The organism is Dyella dinghuensis, assembly GCF_003977615.1.
Taxonomy (GTDB): domain Bacteria; phylum Pseudomonadota; class Gammaproteobacteria; order Xanthomonadales; family Rhodanobacteraceae; genus Dyella_B; species Dyella_B dinghuensis.
Map to the genome: position 1 here is coordinate 571,107 of NZ_RYZR01000006.1, position 18,811 is coordinate 589,917.

The following is an 18,811-nucleotide window of genomic DNA, read 5'->3' on the forward strand; positions in this document are numbered from 1 at the left end:
CCGGCAAATGTGCCTTTAGTCCGTCCATGCCAGAAGGCATGTGCATCTGTTATGGATGCGCGAACGATCGCGTTGAATTTTTGTTTCCGGGTGTTACAGAGATGTAGCAAAACGTCACCCTGACTTGCGCCAGGATGACGTTCTCAAGAGCGGTAAAGACTTATTCCGTTGCCGGAATCTGACGCCCCAATTCGCGCAGGCGTCGTTTCTCAGCCCGCCGTGCCTTGCGCGCGGCTTTGCGCTCGCGGCGATCGTGTTGCCACAAATAAATCGCCGGTGTACTGAGCAGCGTCAGCAATTGCGACACAAGCAAACCGCCGAGGATGGCGATGCCAAGCGGCTGGCGCATCTCCGAACCGATGCCGAAACCGATCGCCAGCGGTAGCGCTGCACCCATCGCCACGAGTGTTGTCATGGTGATCGGACGGAAGCGCACCAAGGCCGCCTCGCGAATCGCTTCCGGTGGGCTGCGCCCGTGTTCGCGCTCGGCGACGAGGGCAAAGTCCACCATCAGGATCGCGTTCTTTTTCACGATGCCGATCAGCATCAGCACCGCGATCACCGACATGGTGGTGAGCTGCGTCTGCGTCACCAGCATCGCCAGGAACGCACCCATGCCCGCGGCAGGAAGCGTGGAAAGAATCGTCAACGGATGGATCAAGCTCTCGTAGAGAATGCCCAGCACGATGTACATCGCCATGATCACCGCAACGAGCAGCAGCAACGAATTGACGCCGCCTTCCTGCAGCCGCTGATTGTCGCCCGTGTACTGTTTGGTGATGCCGGGTGGCACCTGCGCGTTGAGCATGGCGACATCGATGAGTTTCAGTGCGTCGGTCTGCGTTACGCCATCGGCGACGTTGTAGTTGATCGATGCCGCTTCGAGCTGCTTGTAGTGCTGCACGTCGATCGGCGCGATATACGGTTTGATATGCGCTATGGCCGAGAGCGGCACCATTTTGTTTTGCGTGCTGCGCACGTAGAGATTCAACAACGTTTCCGGCCGCAGCGAATCGGCGTTGTCGGCGACCAGAATCACCTGGTACTGGTTGACGTCCGAGTAGATGACCGACACCGGCGTCTGGCCGAAGGCATCGAACAACACCTGATCGACCTGGCCCATGTTCACCTGCATGCGCGAAGCCGCGTTGCGGTCCACCTCGATCAACTGCTGCTTGCCGATGCTGTCGAAGCTGGTGGACACATCGCGGAACTGCTTCATTTTGCGCATTTCGCGCGCCATGCGCAGTGTGGGTTCCTGCAACGAATCGCCGCTATTGCTGGTGAGGTTGAAGGTGAATTGCCCCTTGGCGCCGCCGAACGCGCCACCGTTGTTGCCGAACAACTGCAAACTCGTCACCGATACGTCGGCATCGGTCAGTTTCTTGAACTTTTCGCTCAGACGTGCAGCGACCTTGTCTGCCGAATCATGGCGATCATTCGGCCCGGTGCCTTTCGGTTTGAGATCGATGAAAAACGAGGCTTGATTGCCGACACTGCCACCACTGTTTCCGCCACCGAGCACGCTGGCGACGTCCTGTACGGCGGGGTCGGCAAGGATCGTGGTGTAGACGGTCTGCGTGAGTTTGGTCAGCTTTTCGGGCGAGATATTGGCATCGGCGATCAGGAACGCTTGCGCAATGCCCGAATCGCTCTTGGGCATGAAATCGCCACCGGCAGTCTTCACCACCGCCACTGCCAACACGACCGTCAACACCAGCAGCAGGATCGGTTGCCAACGCATGATGCGGCGATGGCGCATGGACCAATTCAGGCCTTTTTCGTAAATGGCCAGCATCCAGCGATCGAACCGTTCGGCGGTCTGCTCCAGCCGGCCCGGTTCGTGTTGACCGGGTTGTTCGCGCGTGAGATAGCGGCCGCACAGTGCAGGCGTCAGCGTGAGCGAGACCACCGCGGAAATGATGATGGTGGAAATCAGCGTGACCGAAAATTCGCGCATCACCATCACCAGGCCGCTGTGACCGAACAGCAACGGTGCGAACACCGCGATCAGCGAGAGTGTGATGGAGATGACGGTGAAGCCGATTTCGCGCACACCTATCAGCGCGGCTTCCAGCGGTTCTGTACCTGCCTCCATATGGCGAAAGATGTTCTCGATCACCACGATGGCATCGTCGACCACGAAGCCAATGCATAGCACCAGTGCGATCAGCGACAACATATTCAGCGTGAAGCCGAAGCCCCACATCACCACGAACGCGCCAGCCAGCGACAGCGGCACGCTCAACATGGCAATCACGGTCGGCCGCGCGCGGCGTAGGAACACCAACATCACCAGCGCCACCATCACGATACTGAGCAGCAGCGCCAGCTCGACTTCGTGCAGCGCGGAGGTCGTCGATGCCGTGAGATCGAAAATCGGCGTGATCTGTACATCGGCGGGGAGTGTCGCCTTCAGCCGCGGTATCGAGTCCTTGATCTGCTTCACCAACGCCGCCGCATTGGCTTCGGGACGCTTGTTGATGTTCAGCCCGACCGCGTGCTGCGTGTTGAACCACGCAGCTTGATAGATATCCTGCTGACCGCTTTCAACAGTGGCGACGTCAGAGAGATGGACAGGAATCCCTTTTTGATTGGCGATGACCAGCGACGCGAAATCGCTGGCGTTGCGCAGCGAGTCGTTGGCGGTGACGGTCATCTGGCGTACGCCGTCCGACAGCACACCTTGCGGCGAGGTGACGTTGGCAGCGCGCAACACGTTCGCCACATCGTTGGCGACTAAACCCTTGGCGGTCAGCGCCGCGCTATTGAGCGAGACACGCACCGCGTGAGGTGCGCCGCCTTGCACCTGTACTTGCGCGACGCCATCGATCTGCGAGACCAGCGGCTTCATGTAACTGTCGGCCAGATCGTAAAGCTTGTCCGGCGCCATGCTGGTGGACGTCACTTCGAGCAGCAGTACCGGAATCTGCGAGGTGTCGAACTTGAAATACTGCGGCGGCGAAGACGCCATCTGCTGCGGCAACTGCGGCATAGCGGCATTGATCGCCGCCTGCACATCGCGCGCAGCCCGGTCGACATTGGTGCCCATGTCGAACTGGATGATGATCTGCGTGGCACCTTCGTTGGTATCGGAATCGATTTCCTCGACACCGGGGATGCGGCCGAGCTGGCGCTCCAGCGGCGCGGTGACCGTGGTGGCCATGGTCTCCGCGCTGGCGCCGGACATCTGCGCCGCCACGGCGATGCCCGGAAATTGCAGCGACGGAAAGGCGGCCAGCCCAAGCTCGATGTACGCGCAAATGCCGGCAATCAGCACGCCGATAGCGAGCAGCGATGTACCGGCAGGCCGGCGAATGATCGGTGCGAAAATATTCATGCGACGGCACGCCCTTCCAGGTTGGGCGCACACAGTCGATCTAAGGGCCGGCCCTCGGCGGGGCGGCCACGGTACAGAGTCATATCCATAACGGTTTCATACCCTCCTGGCCGACTCTGCAAATGTGCCTGAAGTCCAGCCGTGCCGAAAGACAGGCGCCCGTGTCATGGTCCACACACGGGCGATTTAGTTCCCGGCTGGCGCGACTGCCGGCCAGGAATCGAACGATCCGGCGGCCGGACTCAATCCGCTGCCGGAATCTGTCCCCCCAGTTTGCGCAGCCGTCGCTCCGCCCGGCGCTGCTTGCGCTTCGCCTTGCTTATGCGGCGATCGTGCTGCCAGAGATAAATCGCCGGGGTGCTGAGCAAGGTCAGCAGCTGGGACACGAACAGGCCGCCCAGAATGGCGATACCCAGCGGCTGGCGCATCTCCGAACCGATACCGAAGCCGATCGCCAGCGGCAGTGCCGCACCCATCGCCACCAACGTGGTCATGGTGATCGGGCGAAAGCGCACCATGGCGGCCTCGCGAATGGCCTCGGGCGGCGGCAGGTCGCGTTCGCGTTCGGCGACCAGCGCAAAGTCGACCATCAAGATGGCGTTCTTCTTCACGATGCCGATCAGCATCAGCACCGCGATGACCGACATGGTGGTGAGCTGCGTATGCGTAATCAGCATCGCAAGGAATGCCCCCATGCCAGCGGCCGGAAGCGTGGAGAGGATCGTGAGCGGATGAATCAGGCTTTCATAGAGAATGCCCAGCACGATGTACATCACCAGAATCACCGCCGCAAAAACAATCAGCGCGTTCTCCAGTGCTTCGATCAAGCGCTGATTGTCGCCGGTGTAGCGCTTGGTCACGCCCGGCGGCAATTGCGCCGCAAACATCGCCTGATCGACGAACTTCAAACCATCGGCTTGCGTGATGCCATCGGAAAGGTTGTAGCTGATCGTGGACGATTCCGTCTGGTTGAAATGTTGCACATCGATCGGCGTAATGAAGGGCTTGATATGCGCCATCGCCGATAACGGCACCATCTTGTTTTGCGTACTGCGCACGTAGGTGTTCAGCAGCGTATCCGGGCTCAGCGAGTCGGCATTGCTGGCCGACAGCACCACGCGGTATTGATTGATATCCGAATAGATCACCGACACGGGATTTTGCCCAAACGCATCGACGAGCGCCTGATCGATCTGTCCCATGCCCACTTGCAGACGCGACGCCGCATTGCGATCGACTTCCAGCAATTGCTGCTTGCCGATGCTGTCGTAACTGGTAGTGACGTTGTTGAACTGCTTCATCTTGCGCATCACCTGCGCCAGCCGCAGCGTGGCTTCCTGCAGTGGCGCACCGGTCGTGCTGTCCAGATCGAATGCGTATTCGCCGCCGCCTTTGTTGCTGGGGCCGCCAAGGAACTGCAGGCCACGCATGGTGATCTGCATATCCGGCAGCTTTTTGTATTGCTTGTCGAGGCGCTCGATCACTTTGTCCAGCGAATCGGGTCGCATGCCCGGGCCTTTGCCAAGCGGCTTGAGATCGACGAACAGCGTCGACTGATTGCCCACCGCGCCATTGTTGTTATTGCCGCCGAGAATAGTCGTGACGTCGACGACATCCGGGTCGGCCTGCATGATGCTGGCGACGGCCTGCGTGCGCGTAGCCATCAGGGACGGCGAGATATTCGCATCGGACGTCATCTGCAAGATCAACATGCCGGTGTCTTCCTTCGGCATGATTGCGCCGCCGGCGGTCTTCGCGACGAAGATGGCGAGCCCCACGGTCAGCAACAATAGAATCAACGGCTGCCAGCGCATGACGCGGCGATGATGCATCGCCCAATCCAGACCGCGTTCGTAAATGCATAGCAAAGAGCGATCGAAGCGTTCGAAGAATGCTTCAATCCTGCCGGGACGGCGCTCGCCGGGTTTTTCCTCCAGCAGATAACGGCCGCAAAGCGCGGGCGTCAGTGTCAGCGATACCAGCGCCGAAATCACGATGGTCGAAATCAACGTCACCGAGAATTCGCGCATCAACATCACCAGCGTGTTGTTGCCGAATACCATCGGGGCGAAAACGGCGACCAGCGAAACGGTAATGGAAATGACCGTAAAGCCGATCTCGCGCACGCCGAGCAGCGCAGATTCCAGCGGCTCCATGCCGTGTTCCATGTGCCGCACGATGTTTTCGATCACCACGATCGCATCGTCGACGACGAAACCCACGCACAGCACCAGCGCGATCAACGACAAGGTGTTGAGCGTGAACCCCAGCGCAAACATCACCACGAACGCACCCGCCAGCGACAACGGCACGCTGAACATGGCGATGACCGTGGGCCGCACACGCCGCAGGAACACCAGCATTACCAGCGCGACCATGATGATGCTGAGCAACAGCGCGATCTCGACTTCACGCAATGCGGACTTGGTGGATTGGGTAAGATCGAAGATCGGCGTGATCTGCACATCCGCCGGCACCAGATTTTGAAGCGCAGGAAGCCGGTTGCGAATCTCCTGCACGACTTCGACGGAATTCGCGTCGGGCCGTTTGCTGATCTGCATCGACACGGCGCGCTGGCCGTTGAACCATGCGGCTTGATATTTATCCTGTTCGCCGCTTGTCACGGCGGCGACATCGGAAAGGCGCACGGGTATGCCTTTCTGATTGGCGATCACCAGCGAGCCGAAGTCTTGCGGACTGTGCAAGGCATCGTTGGCAGTGACGGTCATCTGCGTCATGCCATTGCTGAGAATGCCTTGCGGCGAGGTGACGTTCGCCGCGCGCAACGCATTGGCAATGTCGTTGGCGGTAAGGCCTTTGGCCGTGAGCGCCGCGTTGTTGATCGTCACGCGCACCGCGTGAGGTGTGCCGCCAAACACCTGCACCTGCGCAACGCCGGGAATCTGAGCCACGGCAGGCATCAACAGCGTATCGGTGAGATCGTAGAGTTTGTCGGGCGGCATGCCCGTCGACGTCAACGAAATCAGCAGAATCGGAATCGATGCCGTATCGAATTTGAAATACTGCGGCGGCTGCATGTTCGTCGGCAGGTCGGGCTGGGCCGCGTTGATGGCGGCCTGCACATCACGTGCGGCCTTGTCCGCGCTGCGTCCGAAATTGAACAGGATGCGGATCTGCGTGCCGCCCGCATTGGTGTCCGAATCCATTTCCTGAATATCGGGAATGCGCCCAAGCTGACGTTCCAGCGGTGCGACAACCGTTGCGGCCATCGTTTGCGCATCCGCGCCCGGATATTGCGCGATGACGACGAGTCCAGGGAAATCCAGCGACGGCAACGCCGCCACGCCCAGCAACAAATAGCCGCAAAAACCGGCAATGGTCAAACCGATCGCCAGCAGCGAGGTGCCGATCGGTCTGCGAATGATGGGTGCAAAAACGTTCACCGGATCCCCTGCATCAAGGCGTCAGGCGAACGAAAGCCACGCACGCGCGTACGGCGCATGCGTTGGCGCAAGAGAAAATGGCATGTTCATGGGCACTTTATGCCTCAGGGAGCGGCCCCTGCGAATGTGCCTTAAGTCCGGCCATGCCGAAAGGCATAAATGTGAAAACGCTGCCTATGCAGCTAAGTCGCCGTCCCTGGCGACTTCGAATGCAGCTCAGTGAATCGTGGGTGTGAAACGCAGCGTCAGATACCAGGTGCGGCCCAGCTGGTTGTAGTAGTAGGCCGTTTCGTAGTTCTTGTCGAACACGTTCGCCAGGCGTGCTTCCACGCGCCAATCGGGGGCGAAGTTGTAGCTGGCGCGCAGGTCCGTGGTGGCGTATCCGCCCATGCGATACGCATTCGCGGCGTCGTCATAACGAGCATCGGCCGCGAAGAAGGTGGCGCCGACACCGAACTTGCCGAAACTGCGATCCACATCGATACGTGCCGTCTGCCTGGCGCGGCGCGGCAGAATTTTTCCGTAGTCGCCGTCATTGCCATCGTCCTTGGGCTGCAGCCACGTCAGGTAGTTCTGCACGCGCCAACCGTCCAGGTTGAAGCCGAACTGGCCTTCGACGCCGCGGATCAGTGCGCGGCTCACGTTTTCCGGAACGAATTCTTCATTCAACTCGATGAGATTGCTGATGCGCGTCTGATACGCATTGAGACCCCAGTTCCAGTTGTCCTGCTGCTGCGTGAGACCGATTTCGGCGCTGCGCGAGGTTTCGGGTTTCAGATCGGGATTGGACGTGGGCACGCCGCCGAACGCCGGGTAATACAGGTCGTCGAACGTCGGCGCGTGGAAGGCCGTGCCGTAGCTGGCCGACAGCACCAGGCCCTGATCGAAGTGATAACCCCACGATGCATCGCCGGTGTTGTGATTGCCGAACTGATCGTTGTGGTCGTGACGCGCCGACAACTGCACTTCGTTCTGGCCGAACGTACCCTGATACTGCGCAAACGCACCGGCGTCGCCGCGGGTGGTTTGTTCAAACGCGGTGTCGCTGAAGATGTGTTCCTGCTCATAGTCCGCGCCAACGGTCAGCAATTGGCCAGGCGCCAGCGTGATGTCGTTCTGCCACGAGGCCTGATTGCGCCGCGAATCGAAGTAACCGGTACCCATGCGCGGGAAATACTCGCCGTAATAGACACCCTGATAGGTCGTGTCGTAATCGTCGCGGCTCTGACCGGCGCTCAGCGTCACTTTCCAGATATCGATCGGCGTGAAGGTCAAACGCGTGCCGGCGACGTATTGCTCTTCAACCGCATCGTCGCCGCTATATGGCGAGCCGGCGTATTCGACATTGCTCTTGCTGCGCAGCCAATCGAACACCAGCTCTGTACCGTTATCCCAGCGATAGCCGAAGTTGGCGAAGCCGTTCCAGTTGCGGTATGCATCGTCGCGCGGATCGTCGACGAAACACGCGACGCCCAATTCCGCCGCGCCCATGCGACACGACGGAATGCCGCTGGTGTATTCGCCGCCCAGGCTGGCGTTGTACCAAAGATGCGAATCGCCGCCGGACACGCCAGCCTGGCTGTTGATATAGCCGTGGCTGCCGCCGGTAACACTCACCGACGGTGCAATGCCGCCGTTGGGCTGGCCGTGACGCGTAAAGATCTGGATCACGCCACCAATCGCGTCGGAGCCATACAGGCTGGCGCGCGGGCCGCGCACGATTTCGATGCGATCGATCGCTTCGACCGGCACCTGTTCGAGCGCGGGAAGGCCCGTGCTGACCGAACCGATACGCACGCCGTCGATCAACAGCAACGTGTGATCGGCATTCGTGCCGCGCATATAGATGCTGGTTTGACCGCCGATGCCACCCGTTTGCGCGATCGACACGCCCGGCAACCCGGTTAGCAGATCCACCAGCGAGGTGGGCTGCAGTCGTTCGATATCGTCGCGTGTGATCACGGTGACCGACGACAGCGTGTCGTTTTCAGTCGTGGCGGTGCGCGTGGCGGTCACCACCACGGTTTTCAGCGTGGTGTTCTGGTCGTTCGACGGGTCGCTCGACGCGGTTTGCGCGTAAGCAAACGAGCTGCTCAGGCTGAGCGCAAGTATGGCGGCCGCCAGCGGAGTCTTCTTCAACATGTCCGGTTCCCCTGCCGCGCGTCCCCGCGCGGCGTAAATAAATAAGCCGGCGAACAAGCGACAGAGAAGGAACGGAATAGCGGGCAGGCGAGATGTGGCGTCGGCACGCGATCCGAGCCTCGCCCACCGCGAGTTGCCAGAACCAATGAATCGGGCCGGTCTCCGGACTCGCGAGGCGGTGCGATTGAATCGCACCCTCGAACGATGCCTTCCCATGCATACCGCACAGTGGCGTCGAACCGTTCGAAAAACTCGCTTACCGTTGCGGGGGCAGTGTCGGCATTGCTGAGCGAACAGCGCACCGGCTTCCCGTTTAATCCCTTGGACGTTCGTCCTTGGGACACCCGAAACCGGTGAATCTTAGCGGGCGCGTGGCTGGGCGGGCAAATAAGGGAGACACGCCATAACACCCGTCATCCCAGCGAAGGCTGGGATCCAGTGACGTCAAGGCAAAAAGACGCTGGATCCCAGCTTTCGCTGGGATGACGAGCAAAGGTGAGGAAACGCGGGTTCAGTCGGTCTGCAATTCGGCAACGAAGTCGTAGATATCGCCGCGATACCACGAGGTGGTGAATTCCACCACGCGGCCATCGTCGAGGAAGCCGCGCCGTTCGATATGCAGCCCCGCGCTACCTGCCGTGACATGCAGCAAGCGCGCCTGCCGCGCACCAAGCAACACAGCACGCAGCCGCTGCAAGGCACGCACAGGGCGGCAATTGTGGTGTTCCAGCGCCTCGTAGAGCGAGTCGTGCACTTCGTGCGGATCGGGCAGCACGCTGGCGGGCACGACGCTTCGTTCGATCGCCAGCGGCTCGTCTTCCGCATAGCGCACTCGGTGCAGGCGGGCGACCAAGACGCCGGGCGAGAGATTCAGCGCCATCGATTCCTCCGGCGTCACCTCGCCCACGCTGCGTTCGAAAAACTCCGAGCGGGGATGCAGGCCGCGGGCGCGCAAGTCTTCCGTAAAGCTGGTCAGCCGCGACATCGGTTTGACGATGCGCTCGGCGACGAACGTGCCCGCTCCATGGCGCTGCGTAAGCAACCCTTCCTCGACCAGCCCGGAAATGGCCTTGCGGACCGTCACGCGGGACAAACCCAAAGCCTGCGATAAATCTCTTTCGCTCGGCAACGTTTGGCCCGGTTCGATATCGCGATGCTGGATGACATTGCGGATAGCCCGGCGCAGCCGCAGGTAGGCCAGCGGCTGGTGGGTGGTCGTATCGCGGCTCAGGCGCCGGTATTCGTCGGCCAGGGCGTTCTGCATAGAAGCGCACCATACCAATGCCTAACCACTTCTACAACAGCCAGTTAGCCCCGGACCAAGGCCCGCTTAGGAAAAATTTGCATACGAATGCAGGGGTCCAGGCACTGGTATTGCCTGGTATGTCATTGGTACGATCAGGGTCCCCCGGTGGCCGCAGCCCCGCAGCCGCCAGCACCACACGAGGTGAGTTGTGACTGCACCTGCACAACCGGTCGATGCGTTCGATCTGGTGATTTTCGGCGGTACCGGCGACCTGGCCGTCCGCAAACTCCTCCCTGCCCTGTTCCACCGTTATGTCGACGGCCAGATCCCGGACGGCACCCGTATCATCGGCGTCGCGCGCGAAGCGCTGGACGATGAAGGCTATCGTCAGCAGATCACTGCCGGTCTCAACGGTGCGGCGGCCCAGAATCCGGAGAAGTTCAAAGCCTTCCTCAAGCTGGTGACCTACCGGCCGCTGGATGCGCGCAAGGACGAGGGCTGGGACGAATTCGCCAAGCTCATCGGCCAGCAGCCCGATCACGTGCGTGTGTTCTATCTATCCACGTCGCCGGATTTGTTCGTCGACATCTGCCGCCGCCTCGGTCACTACGGCCTCAACAAGGGCGAATCGCGCGTCGTGATGGAAAAGCCGATCGGCCGCGATCTGGCCAGCGCCAACCGCATCAACGACGACGTTGGCAGCGTCTTCAACGAATCGCAGACCTTCCGCATCGATCATTACCTCGGCAAGGAAACGGTGCAGAACCTGCTCGCGCTGCGTTTCGGCAACGCGCTGTTCGAACCGCTGTGGAATGCCGAGCACATCGATCACGTGCAGATCACCGTCGCCGAAACGCTCGGCGTCGGACGCCGCGGTTCGTATTACGACAATGCCGGTGCGTTGCGCGACATGGTGCAGAACCACATGTTGCAGCTGCTTTGCATGGTGGCGATGGAACCGCCGTCATCGCTGTCGCCCGACGCGGTGCGCGATGAAAAGTTGAAGGTGCTGCATTCGCTCAAGCCGATCAACGACGAAAACGCCGCGCAACTCACCGTGCGTGGCCAGTATCGCGCCGGTGCTACCGAAGGGCAGAGCGTCAAGGGCTACATCGACGAACTCAACGAAGACAGCAAGAACAAGATCGAAAAGTCCCAGACCGAAACCTTCGTCGCGCTGAAAGCGGAAATCGGCAACTGGCGTTGGGCTGGCGTACCTTTCTATCTGCGTACCGGCAAGCGATTGGCCGAACGCGTGTCGGAAATTGTGGTGGCGTTCAAACCCGTTCCGCATTCCATCTTCCATCCGTCGGCCGGTCCGTTGGCGCAGAACCGTCTGGTGCTTCGTTTGCAACCCGACGAAGGCGTGAAGCTGTGGTTGACGATCAAACACCCGGGTCCGGGCGGTTTGCGTCTGCGGCATGTGCCGCTCGACATGAGCTTTGCCGAAGCCTTCGGCGTGCAGCAGTCCGATGCGTATGAGCGCTTGATCCTCGACGTCGTGCGCGGCAATCCCACGCTGTTCATGCGCCGCGACGAAGTGGAAGCAGCATGGCGTTGGGCCGGCCCGATCCTGGCCGCATGGGAAGACAGTGGCGAATCGCCGCGTCCGTATACCGCCGGTACGTGGGGGCCCAGCGCTTCCGTCGCATTGATCGAACGCGACGGCCGCACCTGGAACGAAGACAACGAGGACAACAACGAGTGACTGCGCAAGCCCCCCTGCACGCGTTCGACGATGGCCAGGCGCTGGCGACGGCGCTGGCAGCGCGCCTCGCCGAGGGTTTGCGCAACGCCATCGACGCACGCGGCGAGGCAACCATCGCCGTATCGGGTGGCAACACACCGAAGCGCTTGTTCGACCGGCTGTCGCACGAGGTGCTGGATTGGTCGCGCGTCACGGTAACGCTGGTCGACGAGCGCTGGGTGCCCGACACGGACGAGCGTTCCAATGCACGCCTGGTGGAATCGCTGCTGCTGCGTCACAACGCGGCAGACGCGCAGTTTGTGCCGTTGTACGCGGAAGCGGCGACACCGGAAGCTGGCATCGCGCAAGTGCGCACGCGCATCGGCACGATGAAACTTCCGTTCGATGTCGTCGTACTCGGCATGGGGCCGGATGGACACACCGCTTCGTTTTTTCCTGGTGGTGATCGTCTGGGCGAGGCGCTCGATCCGACGAACACCGCCGAAGTGTTGCCCATGCGCGCACCGAATGCCGGAGAGCCGCGCATCACGTTCACGCTCTCCGTCTTGCTGAAAGCGCGCTCGTTGTATTTGCACATCGAAGGTGCGGACAAGCGCGTGCTGCTCGAACAGGCCGAACAACCGGATAGTTCGTTGCCCATCGCCAGCGTGTTGCATCGCGCACGTCAGCTGGAAATCTATTGGTGTCCGTAATGCGTCTTGTTCTACCTCACGCCGATTCGTTCTTTGCGCATAGCAAGGTAAGACAGCGGGGGCAGGCGCGATGCGTACCGGAAACACCGAATAACCGTCACTCAATCTCCCCCATCTCAGCGGGGAGCGAAGACCTGCCGCGCGTCAGCGGCTGGAGTGGAACATGAGTTTGCATCCCGTTGTTGCCGAAGTTACCGAGCGTATTCGCGAACGCAGCCGCGACACGCGCGCCGCCTATCTGGATCGCATTCAAAGCGCCGTGGTACAGGGTACGCACCGTGCGCGCCTTTCCTGCGGAAACATCGCGCATGGTTTTGCGGCCTGCGGCGAGCACGACAAGACAGCGTTGCGCGATGGCCATGCGCCGAATATCGGCATCGTCACCGCGTACAACGACATGCTGTCGGCGCATCAACCGTATGAGCGTTACCCGGCGCTGATTCGCGAGATCGCGCGCAACTCCGGCTTCACCGCGCAGGTTGCCGGTGGTGTCCCGGCGATGTGCGACGGTGTCACGCAGGGGCGTTCCGGCATGGAGCTTTCGCTGTTCTCGCGCGATCTGATCGCAATGGCCACCGCTGTCGCGTTGTCGCACGACATGTTCGACGGCGTGCTCTATCTGGGCATCTGCGACAAGATCGTGCCGGGCCTGCTGATCGGCGCGCTCAGCTTCGGTCATCTGCCGGGAGTTTTCGTGCCCAGCGGTCCGATGCCCAGCGGCATCAGCAACGAACAGAAGTCGAAAGTGCGTCAGGCCTATACCGAAGGCAAAGCCAGCCGTGCCGAGTTGCTGGAAGTGGAGGCCGGCTCCTATCACGCACCGGGCACCTGTACGTTCTACGGCACCGCGAACTCCAATCAGATGCTGATGGAGATCATGGGCCTGCATCTGCCCGGCGCAAGTTTTGTCGCACCGGATACGCCGCTGCGCGATGCGCTGACTGCCGAAGCCGTGCGCCGCAGCGCAGCGCTGAGCAAGTCGGGTGAAGACTTGCCCGTCGGTCACATCATCGACGAGCGTGCCATCGTCAACGGCGTGATCGGTTTGCACGCGACAGGTGGCTCCACCAATCACCTGCTGCATCTGGTTGCGATTGCGCAGGCGGCGGGCATTGCGCTGCGCTGGGAAGATTTCGATGCGTTGTCGTCGGTGATCCCGTTGCTGGCGCGCGTGTATCCGAATGGCTACGCCGACGTGAATCAGTTCCATGAAGCCGGCGGCATGGGCTTCCTGATCGATCAATTGTTGAGCGCTGGTCTGTTGCACGGCGATGCGCGGACGGTTGCGGGCACGACGCTCGCCGATTACGCAAAGGTTCCCTCGCTCGATGCATCCGGCAAGCTGGTCTGGACGCCGGTATCGAAGGAGAGCGGCAATCGCGGCGTGTTGCGCAGCATGGCCGAGCCGTTCCGTGTCGACGGCGGGTTGCGTATGGTTCACGGCAACATCGGACGCGCTGTGATCAAGGTGTCGTCCGTGCCGGATGATCGTCTCGTTATCGAGGCACCGGCTGTCGTGTTCCACGATCAGGACGAGATCAAGCGCGCTTTCGACCGCGGCGAACTCAATCGCGATTTTATCGCCGTCGTGCGCTTCCAGGGCCCGCGCGCGAATGGCATGCCGGAGCTGCACAAACTGACGCCGCCGCTCGCCGTGTTGCAGGATCGCGGTTATCGCATCGCGCTCGTTACCGACGGACGCATGTCGGGTGCGAGCGGGCGCGTGCCCGCAGCGATCCACGTGACGCCGGAAGCGGACGATGGCGGCGCGATTGCGAAGATTCGCGATGGCGACATCATCCGTCTGGATGCCCAGCACGGAACGCTCGATGTGCTGGTCGATGCTGCGGAATTTGCCGAACGCGCGCCTGCCATTGGCGATCTTTCCACGCATCAGCACGGTATGGGCCGCGAACTCTTCAGCATGTTCCGCCGCAATGCCATGCCCGCAGATCTTGGCGCTGGCGTGCTTTAACTGAATCACGGGATACGCATGAACATCGAAGCAAAACAAAAACAAGTTGAAGCCACGATGCGTCTGGCCCCGGTGATCCCCGTGGTGATCATCGACGACGCCCGCCATGCCGTGCCGATGGCGCGTGCTTTAGTGGCAGGCGGCGTGCCTGCTATCGAAGTCACGTTGCGCACGCCTGCAGCGCTCGATGCGATACGCGCCATTGCCGCCGAAGTAGAAGGTGCCGTCGTCGGCGTCGGCACCGTGCTGACCGCCAAAGACTTGCATGATGCCGAACAAGCTGGCGCGCGCTTTGCCGTATCGCCAGGTGTGTCTCCCAATCTTCTTTCTGCAGCGGAAGACAGCGCATTGCCGCTGTTGCCGGGCGTCGCCACTGCGAGCGAAGCGATGAAACTGCTCGAACGCGGCTATCGTCATCTGAAATTTTTCCCCGCGGTTCCAGCCGGTGGCACCAAGTTGCTCGGCGCATGGGCCAGTCCGCTTCCGCAGTTGCGCTTCTGCCCCACGGGCGGCATTTCGCTGACCAGCGCGCCGGATTTCCTTGCGCTCTCGAACGTCCTCTGCGTCGGCGGCTCCTGGCTGACGCCGAAGGACAAATTCATGAGCGGCGATTGGGAAGGTATCGAGCAGCTCGCACGCGAAGCTGCATTGCTCCGCGGCGTTGTTGCCAACGCATAACCGGCACATGCATAGAACCCTTCTCCCTATGGGAGCACGCGGAGAGGGCACATGGATGTGCCCGCTTTGAGGAGCGAGGAAGGTGCCGGCACGCGGATGAGGGTACGACCGAAGCCGCGCGATAAATCTCGCCACGCCCGCGCATTCCCATCGTGACGTGACTTCTGGGCTGTGAAACCCACCCCCTCGCATCCCTATCCTGAGCGGTCGGCACATCACGCCAGTAAACGGGGTTCATACGTCCATGCGCAAGCTTCCGCTCGCTATCGCCCTTGCGGCACTTCTTCTCGGCACCGCTTCCGCCGCAGACAAAAAAGACAAATCGGCACCGGACGATCAAAAACCCGAAGCGGCGCTTCTGAAGCCACAGGCCTCCACCAGCGAAAGCTCCGTCTCCGTCGAAGGCAAGCGCATTTCGTACAAGGCGGTTGCAGGCACGATCGTGCTGCACGGCAAGGGCGATAAGGAAAACGAGCCCACGGCGAGCCTTTTCTACGTCGCCTACTTCAAGAAAGGCGCGGACGCGGCGAAACGTCCCATCACCTTTATCTACAACGGCGGTCCGGGTTCGGCCACGGTGTGGTTGCACATGGGTGCTTTCGGTCCACGCCGTGTCGTCACCAGTGACGACAGCCATACGCCCGCCGCGCCGTACCAGTTGGTCAACAACGACTACAGCCTGCTCGATGCATCCGACCTGGTTTTCATCGACGCGCCCGGCGCAGGTTTTAGCCGTCTGATTGCCAACGATCCTGATGCATCCAAGCGCGAGGGCCAGATGGGGGATCGTCGCAAGGAACTGTATAGCGTCGATGGCGACGGACATGCCTTCGCGCAATTCATCACGCAATTCCTCTCGCGCTATGGCCGCTGGAATTCACCCAAATATCTGTTCGGCGAAAGCTACGGCACGACGCGTTCGGCCGTGGTCGCCAACGATCTGGAAAACGAAGACAGCGTCGATCTCAACGGCGTGATCCTGCTGTCGCAGATCCTCAATTTCGACACCAGCGTCGATGGCGCCGATCAGAATCCGGGCATCGACCTGCCCTACGAGCTGGCGCTTCCTACCTACGCCGCTACGGCTTACTACCACCACAAGCTGCCGCAGCAGCCGGGCGATCTTGAGCCGTTCCTGCAGGAAGTGGAGCAGTTCGCGTTGGGTGAATATGCGCAGGCGCTGATGCAAGGTTCGCGGCTCGACGATGCACGCAAGCAAGCGGTCGCGGAGAAACTGCATCAATACACGGGTTTGTCCGTGTCGTATTTGATGAAAGCAAACCTGCGCGTGACGGGCGGCATGTTCGAACACGAATTGCAGAGCGACACCGATGACACCACCGGTCGCCTGGATACGCGTTTCTCAGGTCCGTCGCTCGATCCGCTGAGCAAGGAAGCGGAATACGACCCGCAATCGTCCGCGATCAGCTCTGCGTATATCGCCGCGTTCAACGACTACGTACGCAAGGATCTCAAATTCGGTCAGGATTTGAATTACCGCGAATTTGCCGACGTCAAGGAATGGATCTTCAAGCACAACGACCACGACGGCGCCGTCAACGTGATGCCGGACCTAGCCATGGCCATGAAGACCAACCCCAATCTAAAGGTGTTCCTCAACGGCGGTTATTACGACCTCGCGACGCCGTTCTTCGCGGCGGACTACGAAATGCACCACATTCCTGTGCAGCCGCAGCTGATGAACAACGTGAGCTATGCGTGGTATCCGTCCGGCCACATGGTCTACGCGCATGAGGCCTCGCTGAAGCTTCTGCACGACAACGTAGCTCATTTCATCGAACAGACGGATAATGTGAAGCACTAAGCTTCCTGCAGCTTCCCGCCGCGATCCCACCCATGCCGGGATCGCGGCTCAAGCTGCCCGTCGTTGCGTTGGAGACCTTCATGCGTGCCCTGATCGATCGCTACATTGACGCCTATAACCGCATGGACGTCGACGGCATGCTCGCAACGATGCACCGCGAGGTCACCTTCGAAAACTACACCGGTGGCGTACTCAGTGTGCGCACGCTGGGCGTCGAAGAGCTTCGCCATCTGGCGGAAAGTTCGCGACATCTGTTTCTGGCGCGACGCCAGACGATCACCGGCTATAGCGAAGCCGCGGGTGTCGCGCACGCGCAAATCGCGTTTGAAGGCACGTTCGCCATCGATCTACCCAATGGCGTGCGTGCAGGGCAGCGCATCGCCGTCAATGGTCGCAGCGAATTCAAGGAACTGGACGGGCTACTGATCTATATCGCCGATCACAGCGAGTGACCGCGCGGCTCAGATGACCACTTCATACTCGCTTTGCACGAGGCCGCTGGCGTAAGACCGCGTGGCGACGTGCCGTAGCGCGATGTCGTGGGGAATTGCGCCAAAGAGCGGAATGCCGGTACCGATCAGAACGGGTACTCGTGTGACGATAAGGCGTTGAACGAGTCCCGCGCGCAAAAAACCCTGGATCGTGATTCCACCGTCGACATAAACGTGGCTGATGCCGCGAGCGGAAAGCGCCGATACGACTTCTTTCGGCGAAGCGGAAAGGTGTTCGACAATCGCTCCCGGCGGCGCTGGCGCAAGTGGGTGTGCACTCATGACGAAAACAGGTTTTTCGCCATACGGCCACTGGTCGAACGCCAACACCGTCTCGTACGTCTTGCGTCCGATCACCAACGCATCCACCGAGGCCATGAACTCCTCATAGCCGTGTGGTTCGCCACCGCCCGGCGGAAGAAAATCCAGCCCGCCATCTATGCGGGCCATGAATCCGTCGACACTCACTCCGACAAAGACAGAAGCTTTCATCGCGTTTCTCCAGATGCGGATTCAAGCTATTCGTAAGTGCGAATTTCCAGCAGATGCTTATTCGGGTCGTAGAAGTAAAGCGTCGGCGCGGGGCCACGCGCACCTGATTCTTCACCGGGACCTGTATTGGAACCTACCGAATCGAACGAACTTCCATAGGCAATGCGGGAAACCTTGATGCGACCGAAGATGGCGTCGAAGTCCTTGCGCGACACTGCAAATGCGTAGTGTTCCAAGCCAGGCGTTCCATAAGGCGCGAGTTGCAACTGGAAGTCAGGATTGACACGGACAACCGTAAACGGGCCGTCGCGGCCTTCCATCGCAAAACCCATGACTTGCGTGTAGAACGCCACGCTTGCTTCCAGATCGTTCACCTTCAGGATGATGTGATCGAGCACGGCCATGGCGCTATCGGACGTTGGCCGGATCGAAATGCGGATTCTCGATGACAGCGAATCGGTTCCCAAAAGGATCGACCACGGCTGCCACCTTGATACCTCCACCAACCTCGGTAACAGGCTCAAGCGGTTTGGCACCGAGTTCGAGCAAGCGTGCATACGCCGCGGCAATATCCGCTACACCCCACAAAGGCTGCGGCCCGCTGGTGCCTGCCTGTGCATCGGGTACCAGCCCAAGCTCGAAGCCGCCCACCTGGAAACCCACGTAGAACGGTTCGTCGAAATACGGTTGCTGGTTCAAGACCTGCGCGTACCACTGTTTGGCAGCGGCCAGATCGTTGGCGGGATAAATGGCGGTGCGCAAACCCAGAATCATGCTGCTTTCTCTCCGATTCGTTTCCATGGAACTATCCCCTCGCA

The 18,811-nt window shown here is 60.6% G+C and carries 13 protein-coding genes and 1 riboswitch; of the genes, 6 read left to right on the forward strand and 7 right to left on the reverse strand.

Features of this window, described 5'->3' with window-relative positions; all coding sequences use genetic code 11:
- Positions 1-160: 160 nt before the first annotated feature.
- From EKH79_RS13510 to EKH79_RS13525, 4 genes are all read right to left on the reverse strand, one after another.
- Complete coding sequence (locus EKH79_RS13510) at positions 161-3,340, reverse strand: efflux RND transporter permease subunit (protein WP_126674337.1); 3,180 nt, start codon at positions 3,338-3,340, stop codon at positions 161-163.
- A gap of 242 nt (positions 3,341-3,582) precedes the next feature.
- Complete coding sequence (locus EKH79_RS13515) at positions 3,583-6,744, reverse strand: efflux RND transporter permease subunit (RefSeq protein WP_126674338.1); 3,162 nt, start codon at positions 6,742-6,744, stop codon at positions 3,583-3,585.
- 216 nt (positions 6,745-6,960) lie between these two features.
- Complete coding sequence (locus tag EKH79_RS13520) at positions 6,961-8,886, reverse strand: TonB-dependent receptor domain-containing protein (protein ID WP_233590308.1); 1,926 nt, start codon at positions 8,884-8,886, stop codon at positions 6,961-6,963.
- Positions 8,887-9,022: 136 nt separating this feature from the next.
- Positions 9,023-9,249: riboswitch (cobalamin riboswitch) on the reverse strand.
- A 148-nt stretch (positions 9,250-9,397) separates the two neighbouring features.
- Positions 9,398-10,150, reverse strand: a complete 753-nt coding sequence (locus EKH79_RS13525; protein ID WP_126674339.1) for a GntR family transcriptional regulator — start codon at positions 10,148-10,150, stop codon at positions 9,398-9,400.
- A gap of 190 nt (positions 10,151-10,340) precedes the next feature.
- Between EKH79_RS13525 and zwf the strand changes: the two genes are divergently transcribed.
- The 6 genes from zwf (at position 10,341) to EKH79_RS13555 (ending at position 17,462) form a co-directional block, all read left to right on the forward strand.
- A complete protein-coding gene (gene zwf / locus EKH79_RS13530) occupies positions 10,341-11,840 on the forward strand; it encodes a glucose-6-phosphate dehydrogenase (protein ID WP_126674340.1) in 1,500 nt (499 codons plus the stop codon).
- Positions 11,837-12,532 (forward strand): 6-phosphogluconolactonase, encoded by a 696-nt coding sequence (pgl, locus tag EKH79_RS13535; protein ID WP_199754332.1) that lies wholly within the window; start codon positions 11,837-11,839, stop codon positions 12,530-12,532. The genes zwf and pgl overlap by 4 nt, the downstream gene beginning before the upstream one ends.
- Before the next feature lie 163 nt (positions 12,533-12,695).
- Positions 12,696-14,507 carry a phosphogluconate dehydratase gene (gene edd, locus EKH79_RS13540; RefSeq protein WP_126674342.1) on the forward strand — a complete coding sequence of 604 codons (1,812 nt, stop codon included), beginning with the start codon at positions 12,696-12,698 and terminating at the stop codon, positions 14,505-14,507.
- 18 nt (positions 14,508-14,525) lie between these two features.
- Positions 14,526-15,185 carry a bifunctional 4-hydroxy-2-oxoglutarate aldolase/2-dehydro-3-deoxy-phosphogluconate aldolase gene (locus tag EKH79_RS13545; RefSeq protein ID WP_126674343.1) on the forward strand — a complete coding sequence of 220 codons (660 nt, stop codon included), beginning with the start codon at positions 14,526-14,528 and terminating at the stop codon, positions 15,183-15,185.
- A gap of 244 nt (positions 15,186-15,429) precedes the next feature.
- Positions 15,430-17,010: a S10 family peptidase gene (locus tag EKH79_RS13550; RefSeq protein ID WP_126674344.1), complete on the forward strand. Its 1,581-nt coding sequence runs from the start codon at positions 15,430-15,432 to the stop codon at positions 17,008-17,010.
- Between the two features lie 80 nt (positions 17,011-17,090).
- Positions 17,091-17,462, forward strand: a complete 372-nt coding sequence (locus EKH79_RS13555; protein ID WP_126674345.1) for a nuclear transport factor 2 family protein — start codon at positions 17,091-17,093, stop codon at positions 17,460-17,462.
- Between the two features lie 9 nt (positions 17,463-17,471).
- Here EKH79_RS13555 and EKH79_RS13560 read toward each other — a convergent pair whose 3' ends face one another.
- From EKH79_RS13560 to EKH79_RS13570, 3 genes are read right to left on the reverse strand one after another with little or no spacing between them, the layout of a single operon-like run.
- Entirely contained in the window at positions 17,472-17,993 is a 522-nt protein-coding gene (locus EKH79_RS13560; RefSeq protein WP_126674346.1) for a dihydrofolate reductase family protein, read from the reverse strand.
- 26 nt (positions 17,994-18,019) lie between these two features.
- Positions 18,020-18,397: a VOC family protein gene (locus EKH79_RS13565; RefSeq protein ID WP_126674347.1), complete on the reverse strand. Its 378-nt coding sequence runs from the start codon at positions 18,395-18,397 to the stop codon at positions 18,020-18,022.
- Positions 18,398-18,401: 4 nt separating this feature from the next.
- A complete protein-coding gene (locus tag EKH79_RS13570) occupies positions 18,402-18,794 on the reverse strand; it encodes a VOC family protein (protein ID WP_199754308.1) in 393 nt (130 codons plus the stop codon).
- Positions 18,795-18,811 lie beyond the last annotated feature (17 nt).

Coding starts and splice junctions, on each gene's coding strand:
- EKH79_RS13510 (WP_126674337.1), bottom strand. CDS start 3,340: ATGAATATTTTCGCACCGATCATTCGCCGGCCTGCCGGTACATCGCTG.
- EKH79_RS13520 (WP_233590308.1), bottom strand. CDS start 8,886: ATGTTGAAGAAGACTCCGCTGGCGGCCGCCATACTTGCGCTCAGCCTG.
- EKH79_RS13525 (WP_126674339.1), bottom strand. CDS start 10,150: ATGCAGAACGCCCTGGCCGACGAATACCGGCGCCTGAGCCGCGATACG.
- edd (WP_126674342.1), top strand. CDS start 12,696: ATGAGTTTGCATCCCGTTGTTGCCGAAGTTACCGAGCGTATTCGCGAA.
- EKH79_RS13545 (WP_126674343.1), top strand. CDS start 14,526: ATGAACATCGAAGCAAAACAAAAACAAGTTGAAGCCACGATGCGTCTG.
- EKH79_RS13550 (WP_126674344.1), top strand. CDS start 15,430: ATGCGCAAGCTTCCGCTCGCTATCGCCCTTGCGGCACTTCTTCTCGGC.
- EKH79_RS13555 (WP_126674345.1), top strand. CDS start 17,091: ATGCGTGCCCTGATCGATCGCTACATTGACGCCTATAACCGCATGGAC.
- EKH79_RS13560 (WP_126674346.1), bottom strand. CDS start 17,993: ATGAAAGCTTCTGTCTTTGTCGGAGTGAGTGTCGACGGATTCATGGCC.
- EKH79_RS13565 (WP_126674347.1), bottom strand. CDS start 18,397: ATGGCCGTGCTCGATCACATCATCCTGAAGGTGAACGATCTGGAAGCA.
- EKH79_RS13570 (WP_199754308.1), bottom strand. CDS start 18,794: ATGGAAACGAATCGGAGAGAAAGCAGCATGATTCTGGGTTTGCGCACC.